This window comes from Gilliamella sp. Pas-s25 (genome assembly GCF_009795885.1).
Classification (GTDB): domain Bacteria; phylum Pseudomonadota; class Gammaproteobacteria; order Enterobacterales; family Orbaceae; genus Gilliamella.
Genome location: NZ_WTEV01000019.1, coordinates 37,608 through 56,100 on the forward strand (window position 1 = coordinate 37,608; position 18,493 = coordinate 56,100).

Annotated in this window: 16 protein-coding genes, 4 tRNA genes and 1 pseudogene; 14 read left to right on the plus strand and 7 right to left on the minus strand. The window is 35.1% G+C overall.

The window, feature by feature from the left end; translation table 11 throughout:
* Positions 1 to 35 precede the first annotated feature (35 nt).
* The 3 genes from GQ593_RS09370 (at position 36) to GQ593_RS09380 (ending at position 4,513) form a co-directional block, all read left to right on the plus strand.
* On the plus strand, positions 36 to 1,439 hold the full coding sequence (locus GQ593_RS09370) for an APC family permease (protein WP_237397728.1): 1,404 nt from the start codon (positions 36 to 38) through the stop codon (positions 1,437 to 1,439).
* A 71-nt stretch (positions 1,440 to 1,510) separates the two neighbouring features.
* Positions 1,511 to 2,137, plus strand: a complete 627-nt coding sequence (locus GQ593_RS09375) for a LysE/ArgO family amino acid transporter (RefSeq protein WP_160431786.1) — start codon at positions 1,511 to 1,513, stop codon at positions 2,135 to 2,137.
* Between the two features lie 420 nt (positions 2,138 to 2,557).
* Complete coding sequence (locus tag GQ593_RS09380) at positions 2,558 to 4,513, plus strand: glycoside hydrolase family 3 protein (RefSeq protein WP_160431787.1); 1,956 nt, start codon at positions 2,558 to 2,560, stop codon at positions 4,511 to 4,513.
* Positions 4,514 to 4,989: 476 nt separating this feature from the next.
* On the opposite strand, the gene GQ593_RS09385 is transcribed toward GQ593_RS09380, so the two are convergent.
* The 5 genes from GQ593_RS09385 to GQ593_RS09405 form a co-directional block, all read right to left on the minus strand.
* Positions 4,990 to 5,949 (minus strand): tetratricopeptide repeat protein, encoded by a 960-nt coding sequence (locus tag GQ593_RS09385; RefSeq protein WP_160431788.1) that lies wholly within the window; start codon positions 5,947 to 5,949, stop codon positions 4,990 to 4,992.
* Positions 5,950 to 6,301: 352 nt separating this feature from the next.
* Positions 6,302 to 6,910 (minus strand): tetratricopeptide repeat protein, encoded by a 609-nt coding sequence (locus GQ593_RS09390; protein ID WP_160431789.1) that lies wholly within the window; start codon positions 6,908 to 6,910, stop codon positions 6,302 to 6,304.
* 277 nt (positions 6,911 to 7,187) lie between these two features.
* A tRNA-Lys gene (locus GQ593_RS09395) sits at positions 7,188 to 7,263 on the minus strand.
* Between the two features lie 9 nt (positions 7,264 to 7,272).
* Positions 7,273 to 7,348 (minus strand) — tRNA-Val (locus GQ593_RS09400).
* Positions 7,349 to 7,382: 34 nt separating this feature from the next.
* Positions 7,383 to 7,458 (minus strand) — tRNA-Val (locus GQ593_RS09405).
* Positions 7,459 to 7,625: 167 nt separating this feature from the next.
* On the opposite strand from GQ593_RS09405, the gene GQ593_RS09410 reads away from it, so the two are divergent.
* From GQ593_RS09410 to tusA, 6 genes are all read left to right on the plus strand, one after another.
* The gene (locus GQ593_RS09410) at positions 7,626 to 8,609 is read left to right on the plus strand and encodes a PilN domain-containing protein (RefSeq protein WP_160431790.1); all 984 of its coding nucleotides are present in this window, start codon (positions 7,626 to 7,628) and stop codon (positions 8,607 to 8,609) included.
* Positions 8,599 to 9,072 carry a hypothetical protein gene (locus GQ593_RS09415; protein ID WP_160431791.1) on the plus strand — a complete coding sequence of 158 codons (474 nt, stop codon included), beginning with the start codon at positions 8,599 to 8,601 and terminating at the stop codon, positions 9,070 to 9,072. The genes GQ593_RS09410 and GQ593_RS09415 overlap by 11 nt, the downstream gene beginning before the upstream one ends.
* Positions 9,073 to 9,134: 62 nt before the next feature.
* Positions 9,135 to 9,440, plus strand: coding sequence for a hypothetical protein (locus GQ593_RS09420; protein WP_160431792.1), 306 nt, complete (start codon positions 9,135 to 9,137; stop codon positions 9,438 to 9,440).
* On the plus strand, positions 9,433 to 10,770 hold the full coding sequence (gene pilQ, locus GQ593_RS09425; protein WP_160431793.1) for a type IV pilus secretin PilQ: 1,338 nt from the start codon (positions 9,433 to 9,435) through the stop codon (positions 10,768 to 10,770). Before GQ593_RS09420 ends, pilQ begins: the two co-directional genes overlap by 8 nt.
* Positions 10,771 to 10,890: 120 nt before the next feature.
* The gene (locus tag GQ593_RS09430) at positions 10,891 to 11,697 is read left to right on the plus strand and encodes a Cof-type HAD-IIB family hydrolase (RefSeq protein WP_065638731.1); all 807 of its coding nucleotides are present in this window, start codon (positions 10,891 to 10,893) and stop codon (positions 11,695 to 11,697) included.
* 19 nt (positions 11,698 to 11,716) lie between these two features.
* Positions 11,717 to 11,953: a sulfurtransferase TusA gene (gene tusA / locus GQ593_RS09435; RefSeq protein WP_160431794.1), complete on the plus strand. Its 237-nt coding sequence runs from the start codon at positions 11,717 to 11,719 to the stop codon at positions 11,951 to 11,953.
* Positions 11,954 to 11,999: 46 nt separating this feature from the next.
* Here tusA and GQ593_RS14265 read toward each other — a convergent pair whose 3' ends face one another.
* The gene (locus tag GQ593_RS14265) at positions 12,000 to 12,404 is read right to left on the minus strand and encodes a protein YgfX (protein WP_160431795.1); all 405 of its coding nucleotides are present in this window, start codon (positions 12,402 to 12,404) and stop codon (positions 12,000 to 12,002) included.
* A 255-nt stretch (positions 12,405 to 12,659) separates the two neighbouring features.
* On the opposite strand from GQ593_RS14265, the gene GQ593_RS09445 reads away from it, so the two are divergent.
* The 5 genes from GQ593_RS09445 (at position 12,660) to GQ593_RS09465 (ending at position 18,019) form a co-directional block, all read left to right on the plus strand.
* Positions 12,660 to 15,191: a PBP1A family penicillin-binding protein gene (locus tag GQ593_RS09445; protein ID WP_442903605.1), complete on the plus strand. Its 2,532-nt coding sequence runs from the start codon at positions 12,660 to 12,662 to the stop codon at positions 15,189 to 15,191.
* A 14-nt stretch (positions 15,192 to 15,205) separates the two neighbouring features.
* The gene (gene rsmD, locus GQ593_RS09450) at positions 15,206 to 15,769 is read left to right on the plus strand and encodes a 16S rRNA (guanine(966)-N(2))-methyltransferase RsmD (RefSeq protein WP_160431796.1); all 564 of its coding nucleotides are present in this window, start codon (positions 15,206 to 15,208) and stop codon (positions 15,767 to 15,769) included.
* Positions 15,769 to 16,026, plus strand: coding sequence for a DUF1145 domain-containing protein (locus GQ593_RS09455; RefSeq protein WP_160431797.1), 258 nt, complete (start codon positions 15,769 to 15,771; stop codon positions 16,024 to 16,026). Before rsmD ends, GQ593_RS09455 begins: the two co-directional genes overlap by 1 nt.
* Before the next feature lie 71 nt (positions 16,027 to 16,097).
* Positions 16,098 to 16,173 (plus strand) — tRNA-Gly (locus GQ593_RS09460).
* A gap of 343 nt (positions 16,174 to 16,516) precedes the next feature.
* On the plus strand, positions 16,517 to 18,019 hold the full coding sequence (locus GQ593_RS09465) for a hypothetical protein (protein WP_160431798.1): 1,503 nt from the start codon (positions 16,517 to 16,519) through the stop codon (positions 18,017 to 18,019).
* A 387-nt stretch (positions 18,020 to 18,406) separates the two neighbouring features.
* Here GQ593_RS09465 and GQ593_RS09470 read toward each other — a convergent pair.
* A pseudogene (locus tag GQ593_RS09470) lies at positions 18,407 to 18,493 on the minus strand (IS5/IS1182 family transposase); the annotation flags it as partial.

Here is an 18,493-nt window from a genome sequence, read left to right on the forward strand (position 1 = left end):
TAACTTAATAACAAGCTGATCTTAGTACGTTTTTTATGAATCATTTAACATTCTACTTTATTGATGATTATGATACGAAAACGATTATGCAACAGTTAAGTAAAAATATGCGGTTCCGAGATTTGGTTATACTGGGATTGCTTTTTATTGGTCCAGCAGCACCTATTGGATTATTTGGCGTTTTAGATGCGATAAGTGATGGTGCGGTTGCTTTAGTTTATATAGTAGCCACTTTGGTGATGGCATTTACTGCATTTTCTTATGCTAGAATGGCAAATGCACTGCCGCATGCGGGCGCCGTTTACGCTTATTGCTCTATTGGTATCCATCCTAATGCTGGATTTTTAGTCGGCTGGTTGTTACTACTTGATTATATGTTTATTCCGGCTGTTGCTTACTTATTTAGTGGCATATCGTTCAATGCCTTGGTCCCCGAAGTACCAATATGGGTATGGACTTGTGTGGCTGTTATGTTAACTACCACGCTGAATTTAATGGGTGCCAAAAAATCGGCCAAAATCACGTTGATCATACTAATATTTGAAATTATTGTCCTGCTTGCTGTGTTAGCTACTGGTATGTGGATAATAATAACCAGTGAGAATAGCAAAGATTGGTTGCAACCTTTTGTTGGAGGTAATTTATTCAGTTGGAGCAATCTATTTAATGCAGTGTCTATTGCTGTACTATCTTATTTAGGATTTGATGCTATTGCTACTTTTTCTGAAGAAAATAGCGGCCACCATAATTTAGTCAGTAAAGCGATTATGAGCTGTTTAATTTTAGCCGGTTGTTTATTTGTGGTACAAATTTATGTTGGAGCTTTACTTAATCCTTATAGCTCAGACTATTTGCGTAGTCATCCCGAACTACAAGGTAAAGCTTACTATAATATTGTTAATCAACAAATTAACTTATGGTTAGGATGGGCACTAAGTTTAATGAAAGCCATTGGTGCATCATTTGCTGCAATGGTTGGACAAGCCGCAGCAAGTCGCCTTTTATTTAGTATGGGGCGTGATAAGCGTTTACCTCCAGTTTTTGCTAAAGTGGGTAAAAAAAACGGTGTGCCGACAATGGCTATTTTATTTGCTGCTTTATTTAATTTATGTTTAGTAGTTATTGCTGCGAATAATGCAAAAGGGTTACCAACGTTAGTGTCATTTGTTGATATTGGCGCATTAACTGCATTTATTATGTTACATTTATCTGTCATCGGTTATTTTAAGTTCAAAAAAGGCAGCAAAGGCTGGCTTTCATGGATTTTAGATATTTTTATGCCTATTATTGGTATTGTTGTGCTATTACCTGTATTATTTCATATTGATAATGATGCAAAAATGGTCGGCATTATTTGGTTAGCGATAGGTGTGATTATGCTCTATTTAAACAAAGATCGAGCGCAATTACGATGGTTAGAAAGAAATAAATTCAATTAATTTATTGAAAGCTTATGATATCATTGATTAATTATTAATGTTTTACTATTTTATTTTTGTATTATAACAAAATGCTATCAGAAATATTACGTGGCGCTTTAATTTCAGCCAGTCTAATTATTGCTATTGGTGCTCAAAATTTATTTGTGCTCAAGCAAGGGTTATTAAAAAATCATATCTTTTGTGTGTCGGCAATTTGTTTTATCTGTGATTTTGCTTTGATGTCCGTGGGTATTTTTGGGGTAGGTACCTTTATTGGTAGCAATCCTTTAATTACTAATATACTCGCGATATTAGGGGCGGTTTTTTTAGTTTGGTATGGTTTTTGTGCGTTTAAAAGTGCAATTAAAGGCACAAGTAGTATGCAAATCGAATCACAAGTTCCTAACAATAACAACTTATTAAAAGTTGTACTAGCAACTTTGGCGATCACACTGCTCAATCCTCATGTCTATTTAGATACTGTTGTTATAGTGGGAGGAATTGCTGGCACGTTAACCAGTGAACAAAAACTCGCTTTTTTGATTGGTGCGGTTTGCGTTTCATTCATCTGGTTTTTTAGTATTGGTTATGGGGCAAGATTACTCACACCGTTATTTAGACAAAAAAGAATGTGGATTATATTGGATTGCATTGTTGGTACTGTAATGTTCTATATCGCTTACCGATTAATTATTTATGTGATTTATAAAAATTAAACAAAAAGTTGTAAGTTAGTCATGTATGTTACTGATAAAAGATAGTGTATGTTTCGACTGATTTTTAATTCGCGCTGAAGTGTATTGCGATAAAAAACATTAATTTATCATTAGTTATTAAATAACATATCAATTAAGAATGTGACTTTTATCACAATTACATCAACAAATTAAAAGATAGCATATCTTCTTTATCTTATTAATGTTAGTTTACATGGAATAAATTTGGATTGTTACTGTATCGTCAATTGACGATACAGGCAAAACCTAAACATTTTGGTTAACAAAGTGTTTAGGTTTTTTTTTGTTTTGTATAAAGGCAAAAAAGGCGAGGCGTTAATTCGCTATAGCAACAAATCAACTATTTTAAGAATTTAATATTAATAATAAATGTGTCATAGGTGACTTAAGGATAAAAAGATGAAAAGTAAGATTTTAAAACCAGCGCTATTAATTAGTGCTGTTCTAACAACAAGCCCGTTATTTGCTATTGACCAAGTCAAACTTGAAAGTCATCAATTAAAAAAAATTATTGTTGATAACCTTGAATTTAAGGATATGGATAAAGATGGACAACTAACTCCTTATGAGGATTGGCGTTTATCACCACAACAACGTGCGCAGGATCTGCTTTCAAGAATGTCATTAGAAGAAAAAGCAGGGATAATGATGCATGGTAATGCGCCGAGTTTAAATAATGATATTGGGCGTGGTGATAAGTACGATTTTGAAAAACTGACCGCTTTAATTTTGAATGATAAGGTTAATAGCTTTATTACCCGATTAGAGGTTAATCCTAAGGATTTTGCAGAGCAAAATAATCAATTACAACAAATAGCTGAATCCTCTCGTTTATCCATCCCATTAACGATCAGCGTTGATCCTAGAAATACGTTTTATTATGGCAATGAATTAGGCATAAAAAGTGGTTTTAGCCAGTGGCCTGGCACTTTAGGAATGGCGGCTATTGGTCACGAAAAAGATATTAATGAATATGGCAATATAATTCGACAAGAGTATAGATCATTAGGGATAACACAAGCATTATCACCAATGGCAGATTTGGGTACTGAACCTCGTTGGGCTCGCTTTGAAGGTACATTTGGTGAAAATCCTGAACTAAGTAAAAAGATGGTTAGAGGTTATATCTCAGGAATGCAAGGTAAAGATGGTTTAAATTCACAAAGTATCGCCGCCGTTGTTAAACATTGGGTGGGATATGGCGCTGCCGAAAATGGTTTTGATAGTCATAGCGCTTATGGTAAATATGCACTTTTTACACAAAAAGATAGTTTGAAAGAGCATATTATTCCATTTACTGGCGCTTTTGAAGCAGATGTTGCTGGTGTCATGCCGACTTATTCAATATTGAAAAATGCTCAAATAAATAATCATAAACTTGATGCTGTTGGTGGTGGATTTAATTCGTTTTTATTAAAAGATTTATTACGTGACACCTATAAATTTAAAGGTGTTATCATGAGTGATTGGAATATTACGAGTGATTGTAATGAAGTTTGTGTCAATGGCACACCTTTAGGTGTTAAACCCAAAGTAGAAGGAATGCCATGGGGGGTTGAAGATCTGACCAAAGAGCAACGTTTTATTAAAGCTATTCAAGCAGGAGTTCAACAATTTGGTGGTGTTAGTGATAGCTCAATTATTGTAACCGCTGTTAAAAACAAAAAAATTGCGGAAAAAGACATCGATAACGCAGTATTGGCTATTTTGATGCAAAAGTTTTCTTTAGGGCAATTTGAAACACCATATGTTGATCTAAGCAAAACAAGTTTTGTTGGCAATAAAGATTTTCAAAAAGTGGCGAATCAAGCTCAATATAATTCGCTGGTATTACTTGAAAATACACAAAAAACGTTACCATTAAATCCTACTAATAAAATCTATCTACATGGTTTTTTGCCAGGTACTAAAAGTCTTTTAAAGAATAAAGTTAATATTGTTGATGATTTAGATCAAGCTGATGTCGTTGTCGTTCGAATAAATGCGCCTTATGAACAAAACCATAAAGGTTACTTTTTTGGTTTAGAACATCATGAAGGATCATTAGCATTTCCATCTAATGATAAAAATATTGAATTTATCGCACAAGCAAGTAAAAAGCATCCCGTCGTAGTTACCGTTTATTTAGATAGACCGGCTGTTCTTACGGTTTTAAAACAATATGCTAGTGCGATTATTGCTAATTTTGGGGTCAATGATGAGGTGCTATTTGATCGATTACTTGATAACAAGCCTTATTTAGCTAAAATGCCATTTTCATTACCCGATTCAATGGATAGCGTGCAACAGCAAGCGTCAGATTTACCAAACGAAATGAAAGCACTCTATCCACTTGGTTATGGTTTAACGCATTAATTATATATTTTAGCTCAGACTTAACCTGACAATTACTCATTATTCATCGGGTTTCATGTTAGCAACGTGTGTCCGATGAGTAAAATAAAGTCTCTAGTTGCTTTTCTATGACTGGTCATTTTGCGCCGAACACAGTTTACCAAGTGTTTTTATTGTGTGCATATCTGGCGCAATTAATCTGTTTTTTAGGCGTATACTTCCGTTAAAGTCGCCTTGGATAGCTATCTTATGCGCATAAGGAAATTGAGTATTGACTTTCTATTTCATCATGATTTATGTGCAAAGCGTTATTTTTTAAAACTACTTGTTTAAAATGGGGGCTACTCATCTTGCTTTATTGTTTTTTATGATTTATTTCCTGAAAGGTAAGTTCACCACTTTACTCATAGTGTTTTTTACAGAGGTAATGGCTATCAAGGCTTATAGCCCATCATCCATCCCCCCATCTTGAAAACTTCCCAGCTTTAATTGTTTTACTAAAGAATATTTTTGACATGTTTGCAAGCCTCTTGGTAGTTATTTTGGCAAGCTTGTTGAAAGTAATGTTTTGCTGTATAAATATCTTTTGCGACCCCTAATCCTTGTTGATAGATAATACCTAGATTGTATTGGGAATTGGCATGGTTTTGCTCAGCGGCAAGCTGAAACCATACCCTAGCTTTGGTATAATCTTTTTCAAACCACGAACCATTATAATATAACCAACCTAAGCTATATTGTGCTTCAGGATTTCCGCTTTGTGCAGATTGAGTATCTAATTCTACACCTTTGGCAAAATCTTTTTTTAATCCGCCTAATCCATTGTAATACATATTTGCTAAATTATGCAGTGCATACATGTTTCCTTGCTTGGCTGCTTGTTCATATAGTTGTCTAGCTTTGGTATAGCTCTTTTTAACAACAATTCCACTATAATAAAAACCACCCAGATTATTTTGAGCTTCTTTGTTACCTAATTGCACCGCTTTTTCGTAAAAATCTTTCGCCTTAACATAGTTTTGACTAATAGTATTATTATCTGAATTTTGTTCAATTCCTTTGCGATAATGTTTTTTTTCTGCAAATTCGTAAAGTGCCCCTAGACTGAATAGGCCTAAAGCATAACCACTTGAAGCTGCTTTTTCATAAAGTTGCTTTGCTTTAAGTAGATCTTTCTTCACACCGATACCATAATTATACATGTAGCCTAAATTCACTTGTGCATCGGCGTAATTTTGATTAGCCGACTTTTGGTACCACTCAATAGCTTTAGCATAATCTTGTTTAACGTTTTGGCCATACTGGTACATATAACCTAAGTGGTTTTGCGCTTCGGCACTATTTTGTTCAGTCGCTTTTTTATATTCAGCATCAAAGTTATATTTTGTATTTTGTGTTGCAAAAATGGGCGTATTTATCGATATAAACAAAAATATTAATAATAGTAATCTTTTCATGTCATTGCCTTTGTTTGAGGTGAACACATTATGTTTTAATTAAAGAATGTTTTTGACATGTTTGCAAGCCTCTTTGCAGTTATTTTGACAAGCTTGCTGAAAGCAAAGCTTGGGGGGTGTGGATATTATTTTATCTTTGATTTTGATTGAAAAGATTATTTGATACTCGGCCAATTGCCTTACCCAATATCGATGAAGAGCGTTAAATAGCAGGCTTTTGTTTTGCAATAGAATAAGAAATCATTACATCTATTGGATTATGCTTTAACTTATTTGATCAATTGAACTATTTTATTATCGTGATTTTAATGATGATAATAGAATAAAATAGCATTCCGTCATTTATTTAATATTAATCACAACCGCAATCATTATTATTAGCTTGCTTTTTCTTGGCTTGTTGTTTGGCTACAATAGCATTAACCTTTTTTGTTACAACAGCTAAATGATCTTTTGCATCAGAATAGTTTTGTTCAGCAGCCTTAGCAAACCATTGTTTGGCTTTAAAATAGTTCTGTTTGACGCCAGTCCCATGGTAATAGAGCGTTGCTAACGTATATTGCGCAACAGCATCTCCTTTTTTAGCCGCTTTTGTATCCCACTCAATGCCTTTTAAATAGTTTTGCTTTGTTCCTTGTCCGTTATAGTACAATAAAGCTAAACTGTGTTGAGCAGCAATATGGCCTTGATTGGCCGCTTTTTCAAACCACTCTTTTGCCTTAATATAATCAGGTTGTGCTTTTGATTGTTGTTCAAAGCCATCTTCAATGCCTTTAAATTGACGTTTTTTAGTATATGAACTATCAGTATACATAAGACCCAAATGATATTGTGCTTCAGCATCATTTTGTTCGGTTGCTTTTTGATATTCCTGATTAAAATCAAACAATGTTTGTTGATCAGCATTAGCTGCAATACTAAAACATAAAACTAGTGATAGTTTTGCAAGAAACTTTAGCATACGATTTCCTTAAAAAATAAATAACTTAATCATTTTATCGCATTTATTTGTTTAGTATAGCGTAATTAATTGCGTTGTTTAGTGATTCAATATTGGTGTTATAGAATAGACTGTTGTGAGCTTGATTATCTGACCATCGTGTGCCTCATCCTTTCAGAGCCAACACTGCGTATTGTTCAAATTCGTTTCAGACGAATTTGTCGAACGCTAGCGCTCTCATCGCTTTTTGGGGGTTAGGTTGAATAATTTACATTGATTAAGGTATGTGCTGTTAAAGTGGTGGGTCGTGAGCGATTCGAACGCTCGACCAACGGATTAAAAGTCCGCTGCTCTACCGACTGAGCTAACGACCCATCTAGAAATGGTGGGTGATACCGGGTTCGAACCAGTGACCCCCTCCTTGTAAGGGAGGTGCTCTCCCAACTGAGCTAATCACCCCACTGTTTCAGTGCTGAAACTTCACGGTAAAGATTGGTGGGTGATACCGGGTTCGAACCAGTGACCCCCTCCTTGTAAGGGAGGTGCTCTCCCAACTGAGCTAATCACCCTTACCGTGTGGATGTGCATTATAAGGCACGTCTTATTTCAGTCAACCTTTTTTTTTAAATTTCTCTAAAAATTACCTCGTTCGATTTAATTTTAAACATTTTTTGGGTATTAGTTCTCAAAAATAACTTTTGTCTATTTTTATTTAGAATAAGGTGATTATGATGAAGTGACATTGTTATCAGAAGGAAGAAGATATTCCATCATGATCTTTAATAAAGAACGCGTCATTATGTATGTAGAACCGACAACTTTACGTTATAAAATAGTAAGTACAGCTAAGCAAAACAACACATCAACAGCTAGCAAATCTTTAATAACATTCAATTACCAAAATGTCACTGATGTCGATGTTTTTATTGATGGGTTACGAAAAAAAATTTCTGGGCGTGCTGAGTTTGAGCTTAATTTGGATAGCAATTTGATTCAAGTACAACAACTAACCCTGCCAGATGTAAAGCTAAATGTCAGTGAATTGGTTTTGTATGTTGAAGCAAACATATATAAATTATTTCAATTGCCAGCTAAAAGTGTGTTTTTTGATTTTGTTTTAAATGAGCAAACAAAACAAGTTACGGTGATAATAGTTGAACGTCATTATATTGAAAATTGGATTAACCTTTTTAAAAAGTATGCACTACTATTAATATTTGCAGGTTGCCGATTTGAAAATACTAAAGTTAACTTTTTACCTTGGCGGCAAGAAAAACACACCAAGCAGCAACGACAAATGATCGGTGCGATTGTAGGTTTTATTGGCATAATCAGTTGTGTACTCTGTTATTTGTGGATCCAAGCACAAAATGATCGACAAAATTATGATGAAAAATTGTTACAACAGCAAGGGATAGCACAAGCGCTAACCGAAGAATTATCTAATTATTTGCCTAATCCATCATTAAGCCAAAAACAAATTCAGCAATCTTTAATATTACTTTCAAAGCAGCTGCCTTCCGTAATTTGGCTTGAATCTTTTTATTATGAACCACAAAAAGTAAGGATCGAGGGGCAAAGTTTTAGTTATGTTGAGCTGACTAATTTTAATCAAAGTTTGTTAATGCTAAAGGATATAAGTCATAGCCAAGTAAAAACTATCTCAACCAATAAAAATAATCTATTTTTTGAAATGGAAATAAAACTTAATGAACAGTGATTTTTTTTATCGTCCAATTTGGCAACAATATGGGGTTTGTATTTTATGTTGCTTGGCGTTTTTTGCTATCGTTTATCTCTTTTTTATTAAAGATATCCAGCAACAAGCCATGCTAAAAGCTAATTTATATCAGCAAAAAATTACTGAAACTAAGTTGCTACAGGCAAAAGTAAATCGTTATCAGGCAAGTAAAAATACTTTATATAGCGTGATATCGGAAAAAGAGCTGGCACAGGTTTTCGAGAAAAATCATCTTGCATTACGTTCCTTTAAACATTATCAAGCGGATAATATGATTAATTGGAATATCGAGTTAGAGGGGCAATTTGGCGATTTTATTAATTTAATTTCATCATTGACAAATGATTTTTATTTTCTTGATTTTCAAAATCTAAAAATCAGCAAACAAGAACAGCAGTTACAGATCATGTTTACTTTATTGTTTAAAAAGGGCATAGAGTGATGCGTTGTATATATAAGTACTTCGGATTATTGTGTGTTATCTGTTTTGAGCTAAAGGCTAGTATGCTTTTAGATCGAGATCCTTTTCAACAAAATTATTCAGTTTCTTGCAGTGAGCAAACAGCGTTACTGCTTGAACAAATTCAAGTTTGGCATTTTAAGGGACTTATGAAACAAATTGAACAACAGTATCAGCAGATTTGGTTAGCATCAAATAATCAGTGGCTAGCAATAACCGATAATGTGATGCCGAATGTTTTATTTCCTTGGTCTGTGCAATCTTTACAAAATGATAAAATTATGTGGCAAGCCGATTTACCTGATTATTGCCATAATACTGTGTCATGGACAATGTCATTAAATGAATAATAAAAATTCCACAAATCAAGCGTATCAGTGGTTCAATCAAAATATTGGCAGATTAATTAGTGCCAAAATAAGTTTGTTAGTTGTGATAGTTTTTGTATTTGTAACAACTGGCATAAATGCTGCTTATGCAAATATAAATCAATCTTCAAATATCGAACAGCAAAAAAATATCTCAATGACATTTTATCAAACGGATATTGCAATTATCTTACAAGCATTAGCCGATAGTCAGCAGATGAATTTAGTTATGTCAGATGATTTGTCAATAAAACAAACTATCAAGCTTAACAATGTTGATTGGCACAAAGCGCTAAAGATCATATTAGACTCAGCAAATTTACAAGCGGAAATTGACGATAATATTTTGTTCGTTTCTAAAGCGATAGATCCTGAAGTTTTATTGTATAAACAACAATTAGAACAAAAAGAAAAAGAACTAAAGCAACCGCTTAATTTGATATCTATAGCTGTTAATCATGCCGATCCAACGACCTTAATCGAAACGATTCAACAACAAGGATTATTATCACAACGAGGTAAAGTTGCGCTTGATAAACGGACAAATTCACTGATCATTACCGATTTACCTAAACAATTTACTCATATCGAAAGATTAGTTAAAACACTTGATAAACCTATGCCTCAAGTGCATATTTCAGCGCACATTGTTACCATGAGTGATGAAAGTATGGCTGAGTTGGGGATTAAATGGGGATATTCAGGGAAATCATCGCAATTATTAGATAAGTTTGATATAGGGCTTGGTACTCGTTATCCGACTACAACTGCTGGTTTTAATTTGGCTAAATTATCGGGTAGTTTACTCAATTTAGAGTTATCTGCGCTTGAATCTGAAAATCAGCTCGAAATTATTGCTAGCCCGAATTTACTTGCAGCTAATCAGAATATGGCTTCGATAAAACAAGGTACTGAAATTCCTTACGAGGTTGCAAGTGGTGGTAATGGTGCCACATCTATTGAATTTAAACCCGCTGTGTTGGGATTAGAAGTTACACCTAAAATATTATCTGATAATCAGATGATTTTAGATTTACACATTACGCAAAATACGGCTGGTCGTTCAATAAAACGTAGCGATGGTGGTGAAGCTCTAGCAATTGATACGCAAGAAATCAAAACACAAGTTCAAATAAAAAATGGCGAAACAGTTGTATTAGGAGGGATATTTCAACAAGTTACCACCAACGGTCAACGAAACGTTCCTAGTGTAGGCAATGTGCCAATTATTGGCAATTTATTTAAACACAACAGCAAAAAACAACAAAAACGTGAGTTAGTTATTTTTATTACGCCACAATTGGTTGAGTAAATGTCAACAGAGTTGTATCATATCCTAGCTTGTTTTAGCCTTTGCTTTGATAAGTAATGCTTGTTTTAAAGTATATTATTTTAGTCGTCATTATTACCATTTATTATAAAAGTAGAGAATATTATGCATGTTGTTGCTTCTGATTTAGACGGTACTTTATTAACTCCTGAACATAGCTTATCGCCTTACACAAAACAGGTTCTTCAAGCGCTTCGTAACAAGGGCATTCATTTTGTTTTTGCAACGGGTAGACACCACATTGATGTTGCTCAAATGCGAGAAAATATGGAAATTGATGCTTTTATGATAACGTCAAATGGCGCAAGAGTACATGATAGCCAAGGTCATTTAGTTTTTAGTCAAAGTATTGAACCATCACTTGCGAGCGAAATAGCTAAAATGAGTATGGAAGATCCTTTAGTTTATACTCATTTATATCGTGGTGATGAGTGGTTAATTAACAAAGAAGATACATATTCATTAGAATTTTATCGAGACACCCAGTTTACTTATCAATTATTTAACCCACTTGATTTTGATACTAACGATATTGCTAAAATTTATTTTACTACCACGGACAATGCACTTTATCCGCATTTGGTTCAGCTAAAAAATCGACTAGATGCAAAATTTGGCAATAAAATTAGCGTTGCTTTTTCTACTTTAAATTGCCTAGAAGTGATGGCCGAAAATGTGTCTAAAGGAAGTGCATTAAAAAAAGTGGTTGAAAAATTAGGTTACAGTTTAAAAGAGAGTATTGCTTTTGGTGATGGTATGAATGACTACGAAATGCTAAAAGTGGCTGGTAAAGGCTGTATAATGCAAAACGGTAGCTCAGAGTTAAAGGAATTATTACCAGAATTAGAGGTAATCGGCTCAAATGCACAAGACGCCGTGCCTCATTACTTAAGTAAACTATTTTTATAATTATCAAATATATCTAAAAATGAATATAATTATCGACAAAGAACTCAATACGCTTGGATTGCGTTGCCCTGAACCGATTATGCTAATAAGAAAAACCATTCGAGAACTTGCCATAGGGCAAGTTCTTTATGTTATTGCTGATGATTTTGCTACAACTCGCGATGTCCCTAGCTTTTGCCGCCATATGGATCACGAATTACTGTCATCGCAAATAGAATTCCAACCCTATCAGTATTGGATTAAAAAAACGCATTAGTTTAACCACTTTTTTGACAAAATTTTCAATAAAGTAGGTGGTTGCGTTAAGTGAATTCAATTTGTTTTAAGTAAAAACGTAATGTTCGCCAGTCATTAGGTTGTAGATTATCAGCCATTAACAAAAGCGTACAGCGTTTACCGTCATGTCGAGATTTTAAATTCAAGATAATAACATAACGCAATATCAGCGGTTTATACATTAAGTACCAGCGTTGTTTGTGCCAATATATTTGATTGATATAGTGAAATAGCGCAAATTCGTTTTTAATGGTGTTGAAATAACAGATACTACGCCACCATTCTATTATTAATAATATTATAATAATAAAGGTATAAGAATTTAAGGATGTGTTAGCAAACAAGACTAGACAAAGCATCATTAGCATGGAATAAAAAAGAGTTGAAATCAGTAATTGCAACTTCGATATGCTAAGTTTTATGCTCCACATAATGCTTACTCTAATGAGTGAAAATATAATTATTTCATGATTTTGTTAAAAATTGCTTAAAATAAAGTTAAATATGGGAGATAATACACACAATTTGGGTGTGATTTAATGGATAAGTGATCAATCATTAGCATTGTCTTTTAATGTCAATGTGAAGTCCTTACCAAAAGATAGGTTAACTAAATTTGGCGCAGAGATAACTCTGAAGCCATTATTTTTGCCTTAAAATTTAGATAGGAAAAATTTGTGATATTAATTAGAGTGTTAAAAATTCTTCTAACATTATTCATTGGTTTATTTCTTTGTGGCTTAATTGTTGGCATTGCTGGTTATGCTCATTATTCTAAAGATCTGCCGGATGTTACTACATTAAAAGATGTTCGATTACAGACGCCAATGCAAGTATTAAGTAAAGATGGTGAGTTAATTGCCATTTTTGGTGAACGGCGTCGAACCCCATTGAAATATGACGAAATTCCACCAATGGTTGTTAATGCCGTCATTGCAACAGAAGATGCGCGTTTTCATGAACATTTTGGCATTGACCCTATTGGTATTGTTCGGGCAATGTATATCGGTTTAAAACAGAAAGGATTTTCTCAAGGTGGTAGTACCATCACTCAACAAGTCGCTAAGAACTTTTTCTTAACACCTGAAAAAAGCATATCGCGTAAAGCCAAAGAAATTATTTTGGCTATCCGTATGGAAAAAGAACTATCGAAAGAAGAAATCATGGCATTATATCTTAACATGATTAACTTCGGTTCTAGAGCATACGGTGTTGCCGCTGCATCTTATACTTTTTTTGGTAAAACTCCCGATCAGTTAACCATTGATGAAGCCGCTTTATTAGCTGGTTTACCAAATGCACCATCAGCTTACAATCCAATTTCTCATCCAGATCGTGCATTAACTAGACGTAATTGGGTATTAGGACGTATGTTAGACCAATCCTATATCACTCAAGCTGAATATAATGAAGCGATTAAAAAGCCGCTTAGCGCCAGCTATCATTCACCACAAATCGAGTTTTCAGCGCCTTATGTCGCCGAAATGGCACGTCAATTTATGTACGATAAATTTGGCGAAAATGCCTATACAGATGGCTATAAAGTCTATACAACTATTTCGAAAACAGATCAAATAGCTGCAACAGAAACAGTACAAAAGCATATTATTGATTATGATATCAGGCATGGTTATCGTGGTGCTGAAAAAGTATTATGGCAACCGAATGAAACCCCATGGGATCTTGAGCAAATCAAGCAAACCCTTGATAAATATATGTGTTATAACGGCATGTGCCCAGCTGTTGTTATGACTTCAGCAGACAAAGAAGCAACAGCGGTATTATCTGATAAAAGCAGTATTATTATTACATACCCAAACATGAAATGGGCGCGTCCATTTATTAGCGATACAAGACAAGGCGCGTTTCCTAAAAAAGTATCTGATACTCTTAAATCAGGACAACTTATTTGGGTTAAAAAAACGGGAAATAATTGGGAATTAGCACAAATTCCAGCTGTAAATGCCGCACTGGTATCACTTGATTCAGATAATGGGGCAATCAAAGCAATTGTAGGCGGTTATGATTTTAATTTGAGTAAATTTAACCGAGCAACGCAAGCGCTGCGCCAATTAGGTTCAAACATTAAACCATTTATTTATACTTCAACCTTAGAACAAGGCTTAACGATGGCAACACTGCTCAATGATGCACCCATCGTCCGTTCTACAGGGAGTGCAACATGGCGTCCTAAAAACTCACCACCGACCTATGCAGGACCACTACGCTTAAGAATCGGGCTGGGAATGTCTAAAAATGTAATGATGGTAAGAGCTTTGCGTGCCGTTGGTATAGATTATGCGGCAGATTATTTAGAACGTTTTGGATTCCCAAAAGAGAATATTTCACATAACGAATCGTTAGCGTTAGGTTCGGCTTCGTTTACTCCCCTGCAAGTGGCAAGAGCGTATTCTGTTATCACTAACGGAGGTTACTTAATTACACCATACTTAATTGAAAAGATAGAATACAATAGTGGTACTGGTACCATTTATCAACACCAACCGCTGATTGCTTGTCACAATTGTGCTGATGATGATGTCATTGCTGGTTCAACACCGGTATCACTTGATAATGTTGAAAATGAATCAAATGAATCCGATAATGAAGAACCTGAACAAGCTAATCTTAAAGCTGATGATGATATCGTATTACCTGATATAAATCTTGATAATAAAACAATTGATGTCACACCAAAATATGCACCGCATACGGTAAATAGTGGCATTGCGTTTATTATGAAAGATGGTCTTCGTTCAATTGTATTTGGTGGTTCAAATTGGCAGGGTACGGCATGGCGCGTAAAAGCATTGGGCAGAAAAGATGTCGGAGGAAAAACAGGGACTACTAACTCATCTAAAGATGTTTGGTTTTCTGGATTTGGTGGTAATATTGTCACAACTGTGTGGATGGGATTTGATGATCACCGTCGTGATTTAGGTCGAACTTTCCGAGCCGAAGCAGGGGCGGTCACTGCAAATCCAGTATGGGTGGATTATATGAAAATTGCCCTAAAAGATGTACCGGTAAGAGAAGATGTCAAACCTGAAAATGTGATTTCGGTGACTATCGATCAAAAAACGGGGTTATTACCTCAATCCGGCTCTAGCACCATGTCAGAGTACTTTATAAAAGGTACCGAGCCAACAACTTATGCAACCCAAGAAGTGGGCACAAAAGTGACAGATTCAGAAGGTAATACTTCTGAGCTATTCTGATATAAGGATTTAAGATGAATGGTTCAATAAGAATTATTGGTGGAAAATGGCGTGGGCGTAAATTGTCGGTACTTGACAAACAAGGATTGCGCCCAACAACAGATCGTATCAAAGAAACCCTGTATAACTGGTTAATGCCAATTATACACGATAGCAATTGTTTAGACTGTTTTTCAGGGAGTGGTTCGTTAGGTTTTGAAGCCGCATCACGAGGAGCACAAAGTGTTACCTTACTTGAAAAAGATAAACAAGTTGTGCAACTACTCAACAAAAATAAACAGCTTATTGCTAGCGACATAATCGACATTTATCATACTGATACTTTACAATGGCTAAACAAGCCTGCTATAAAACAATTTGATATTGTATTTATCGACCCACCATTCCATCAAGCATTGGTGGTAAAAACGGTTAGCGAGCTTGAGAATAATAACTGGCTAAAGCCGTCGGCTTATATTTATATTGAAACAGAAATAGATCATAATCTAACAGCTTATATTCCAACTCACTGGCATTTGCATCGCGAAAAAACGGCCGGACAAGTTCACTGTTATTTATTTATCCGAGAAGGCAATTAATGTTCATATTTATAGGAAAAGTCTTGTATTCATTGGTATGGTTATTTTTAGTATTTAACCTTATCTATCCTTATCCACACCCTGCCAATGTAGTGGCTAATATTGGTTTAATTGCATTTATCGTTACCCATGGTTTACAAGCGTGGATGTTACACTCAACCATGACAAATCAAGAAAAACAACAAGACAAATTTAAAGTCTTACGTTTGTTCTTATTTGGTGTTTTTGAATCACTTAGTTGGAAAGATAAAAAATAACAATAAAAAGAGTTGCTAGATACAAAAATTTTTGTATAATGCTCACCACTTCTTTCGAAGAGCCTCAATAAGCGGGAATAGCTCAGTTGGTAGAGCACGACCTTGCCAAGGTCGGGGTCGCGAGTTCGAACCTCGTTTCCCGCTCCAATATAGCCTTTATAATGACTAGAAATTTCAAAAAAAGTGAAATGGAATCGCAATATTAATTTCTCAAATAGCTAAAAATAGACGAATCCAAAATAATTTTACCCCAAACCCCATAGTTAACTGGAATTTTTTTTTAACAATAATTTCAGGCTTTTTGCTAAAAAAATAGCATTCTTCAAAGTTGTTCATAAGCAATATTAGCAAATTTTTTAATCAAAATGATGGTCAATTTTTTTTAAAACGCTATACTTACAAAAAGGAAAAATTAATTCAGCTTATTTTAAAAGCGAGTAATTGTAAAAAAGATAAATAAAACAGAGAAATAATTGATAGGTGAAATGTTATGGAGAGACAGGTTAAACACCAACTGCCCTATATCCAAAATTTACCAAATAAACAAGTTAGACGGAGGGGCGTACTCACCTCATTTTTATCATCGAAATTATTATTAAAATTCATTGGGCAGTTGTCACCGTTATTGTTATTGTCATATTCATTCAACTTACAGGCATTATCTGCCAAAACCACCGATACAATTCAAGGCTCAGCGCCGTATTTTACATTTGATGGGGGTAGAACTAGAGTGACAACAACGGAAGATTTGCTTAGTATCTGGCTATCGGATGGTACTCAAATCACACCATCAAACAATCCCTCAACTCCTATAAGCCCAATCAAGTTACCTAATGCAGGGGATACCCTTGCCAATGTTAACATGATGATACCAGCATCAACAAATTTCATATTGTTAAGTGATTTAGTAACGCGTTATCACTATTGGGGCGATGATGATGGCGATGGGTTAGGCACAAATGGGGTTATCGCAACAGGTAGTTTATCGGTTAGCATTACCGATAAAAATGACCAAATAATTGATCGCAGTGATGCTTTAGATATTTGCAAAGCGCCTTATAAAATGGTGCTAAATAACATGGCTGGCAGTTTAAGTACACAGTACGGAGTACCAAGCCACAGCATTTTTGACTATGGCACGGCAACATATTATATCAATCCAAATTTACCAGCTACAGTTTGCTATGCTAGGCCGAATCTGCAACATGGCACAGGTAGCTTTAAAGGACCTGATTCCATATGGGATTCAGATAAAGGTTTTATCCCGCAATCAATCAATCCCTTACTATATGGCAGTAACTTCCCGACCACAGGGGCTGATGGATTATATTTTGATTTAGACATAAGGGGCGTTGATCCAAGTCAATTGACATGGAAGCCCGTCACACATGAGGGAATAACCGCCACAGTGGCAAGGATAACAGCAAACGATAGTTGGATTCCTAACCGTCCAGAAGTAGTAACACGAGTCACTTTAACCGGTCCTGAAGCAAGAGCACAAAAGGACAATGTCAATCCAAGTCGAATTAGTAAGCCAAATTTGCCTAAAGAATTTGAATTAGTCGGTAGAGATAGTGATGGTAATGCAGTTGTAAAATATGGTTTTGTATTACAGAAGTGGTTCATCAACCGGGGGGATAAAAGTGATACCGCATCTAATCAAGTAGCGTGGTGTCGTAGCCTCGGTTATCGTCTTGCACAAGTCAAAGACCTGACTAACGCAGTTTGTTCTGGTTTAAACTCTGGCGAGTATTGTCAAGATGCTATCGGCGCTACGCCAGCAGGCAGCGATAATTTTTATCAGCGTCAAATAGGTGCTGGATTTTTCACCGAGTGGGATCAAATATACGATTACGCTGGTATAGATTTCGCACTCAGGTACTGGACAAGTGATACGGCAGGAAACCTTGGATTCTATGTGTGGTTGATGGGCGGTGCTGTGGATCGCGATAACCCAAGTTACCATTACTCAGGACTTTGCACCACGCCTTAGTTTTTATTTTTAGTCTTTAATCCTTGATGGGAGGGTGCAATCAAAGAATGTAGCCCTAGCGGAAAGCGAGCCCCAAAGCGTCGATGTTCAGTAAAAAGCCAGCTATATGTAATAGCTAAATTGGGGCATCTTTGTTAAGCTATTAACTTTTTTGTCAACATTAGCAAGTTAGCCCCTTTGATTTTGTTGTATAATATCCATAGTAGATATTACTAATTCATTACTCAACGTAGACTAGTAACAAATTATTGGTTGTTAAGCACTTCTAAAAAAGTCATGACATTATTCGTTGGCATTAAGACTCTATCATTGCTTTTTTCTTTCTCAAGGATAGTTTGATCAATGTTATAACCTAGGGGCTGTTGATCTTTGCTGTACATAAATCAATTAACAATACATTGGCAGCCACATTAACATAAATGCCAGTGATACCATACTGGCATAATTCCTTTCTAACTTATCGTATCTAGTTGA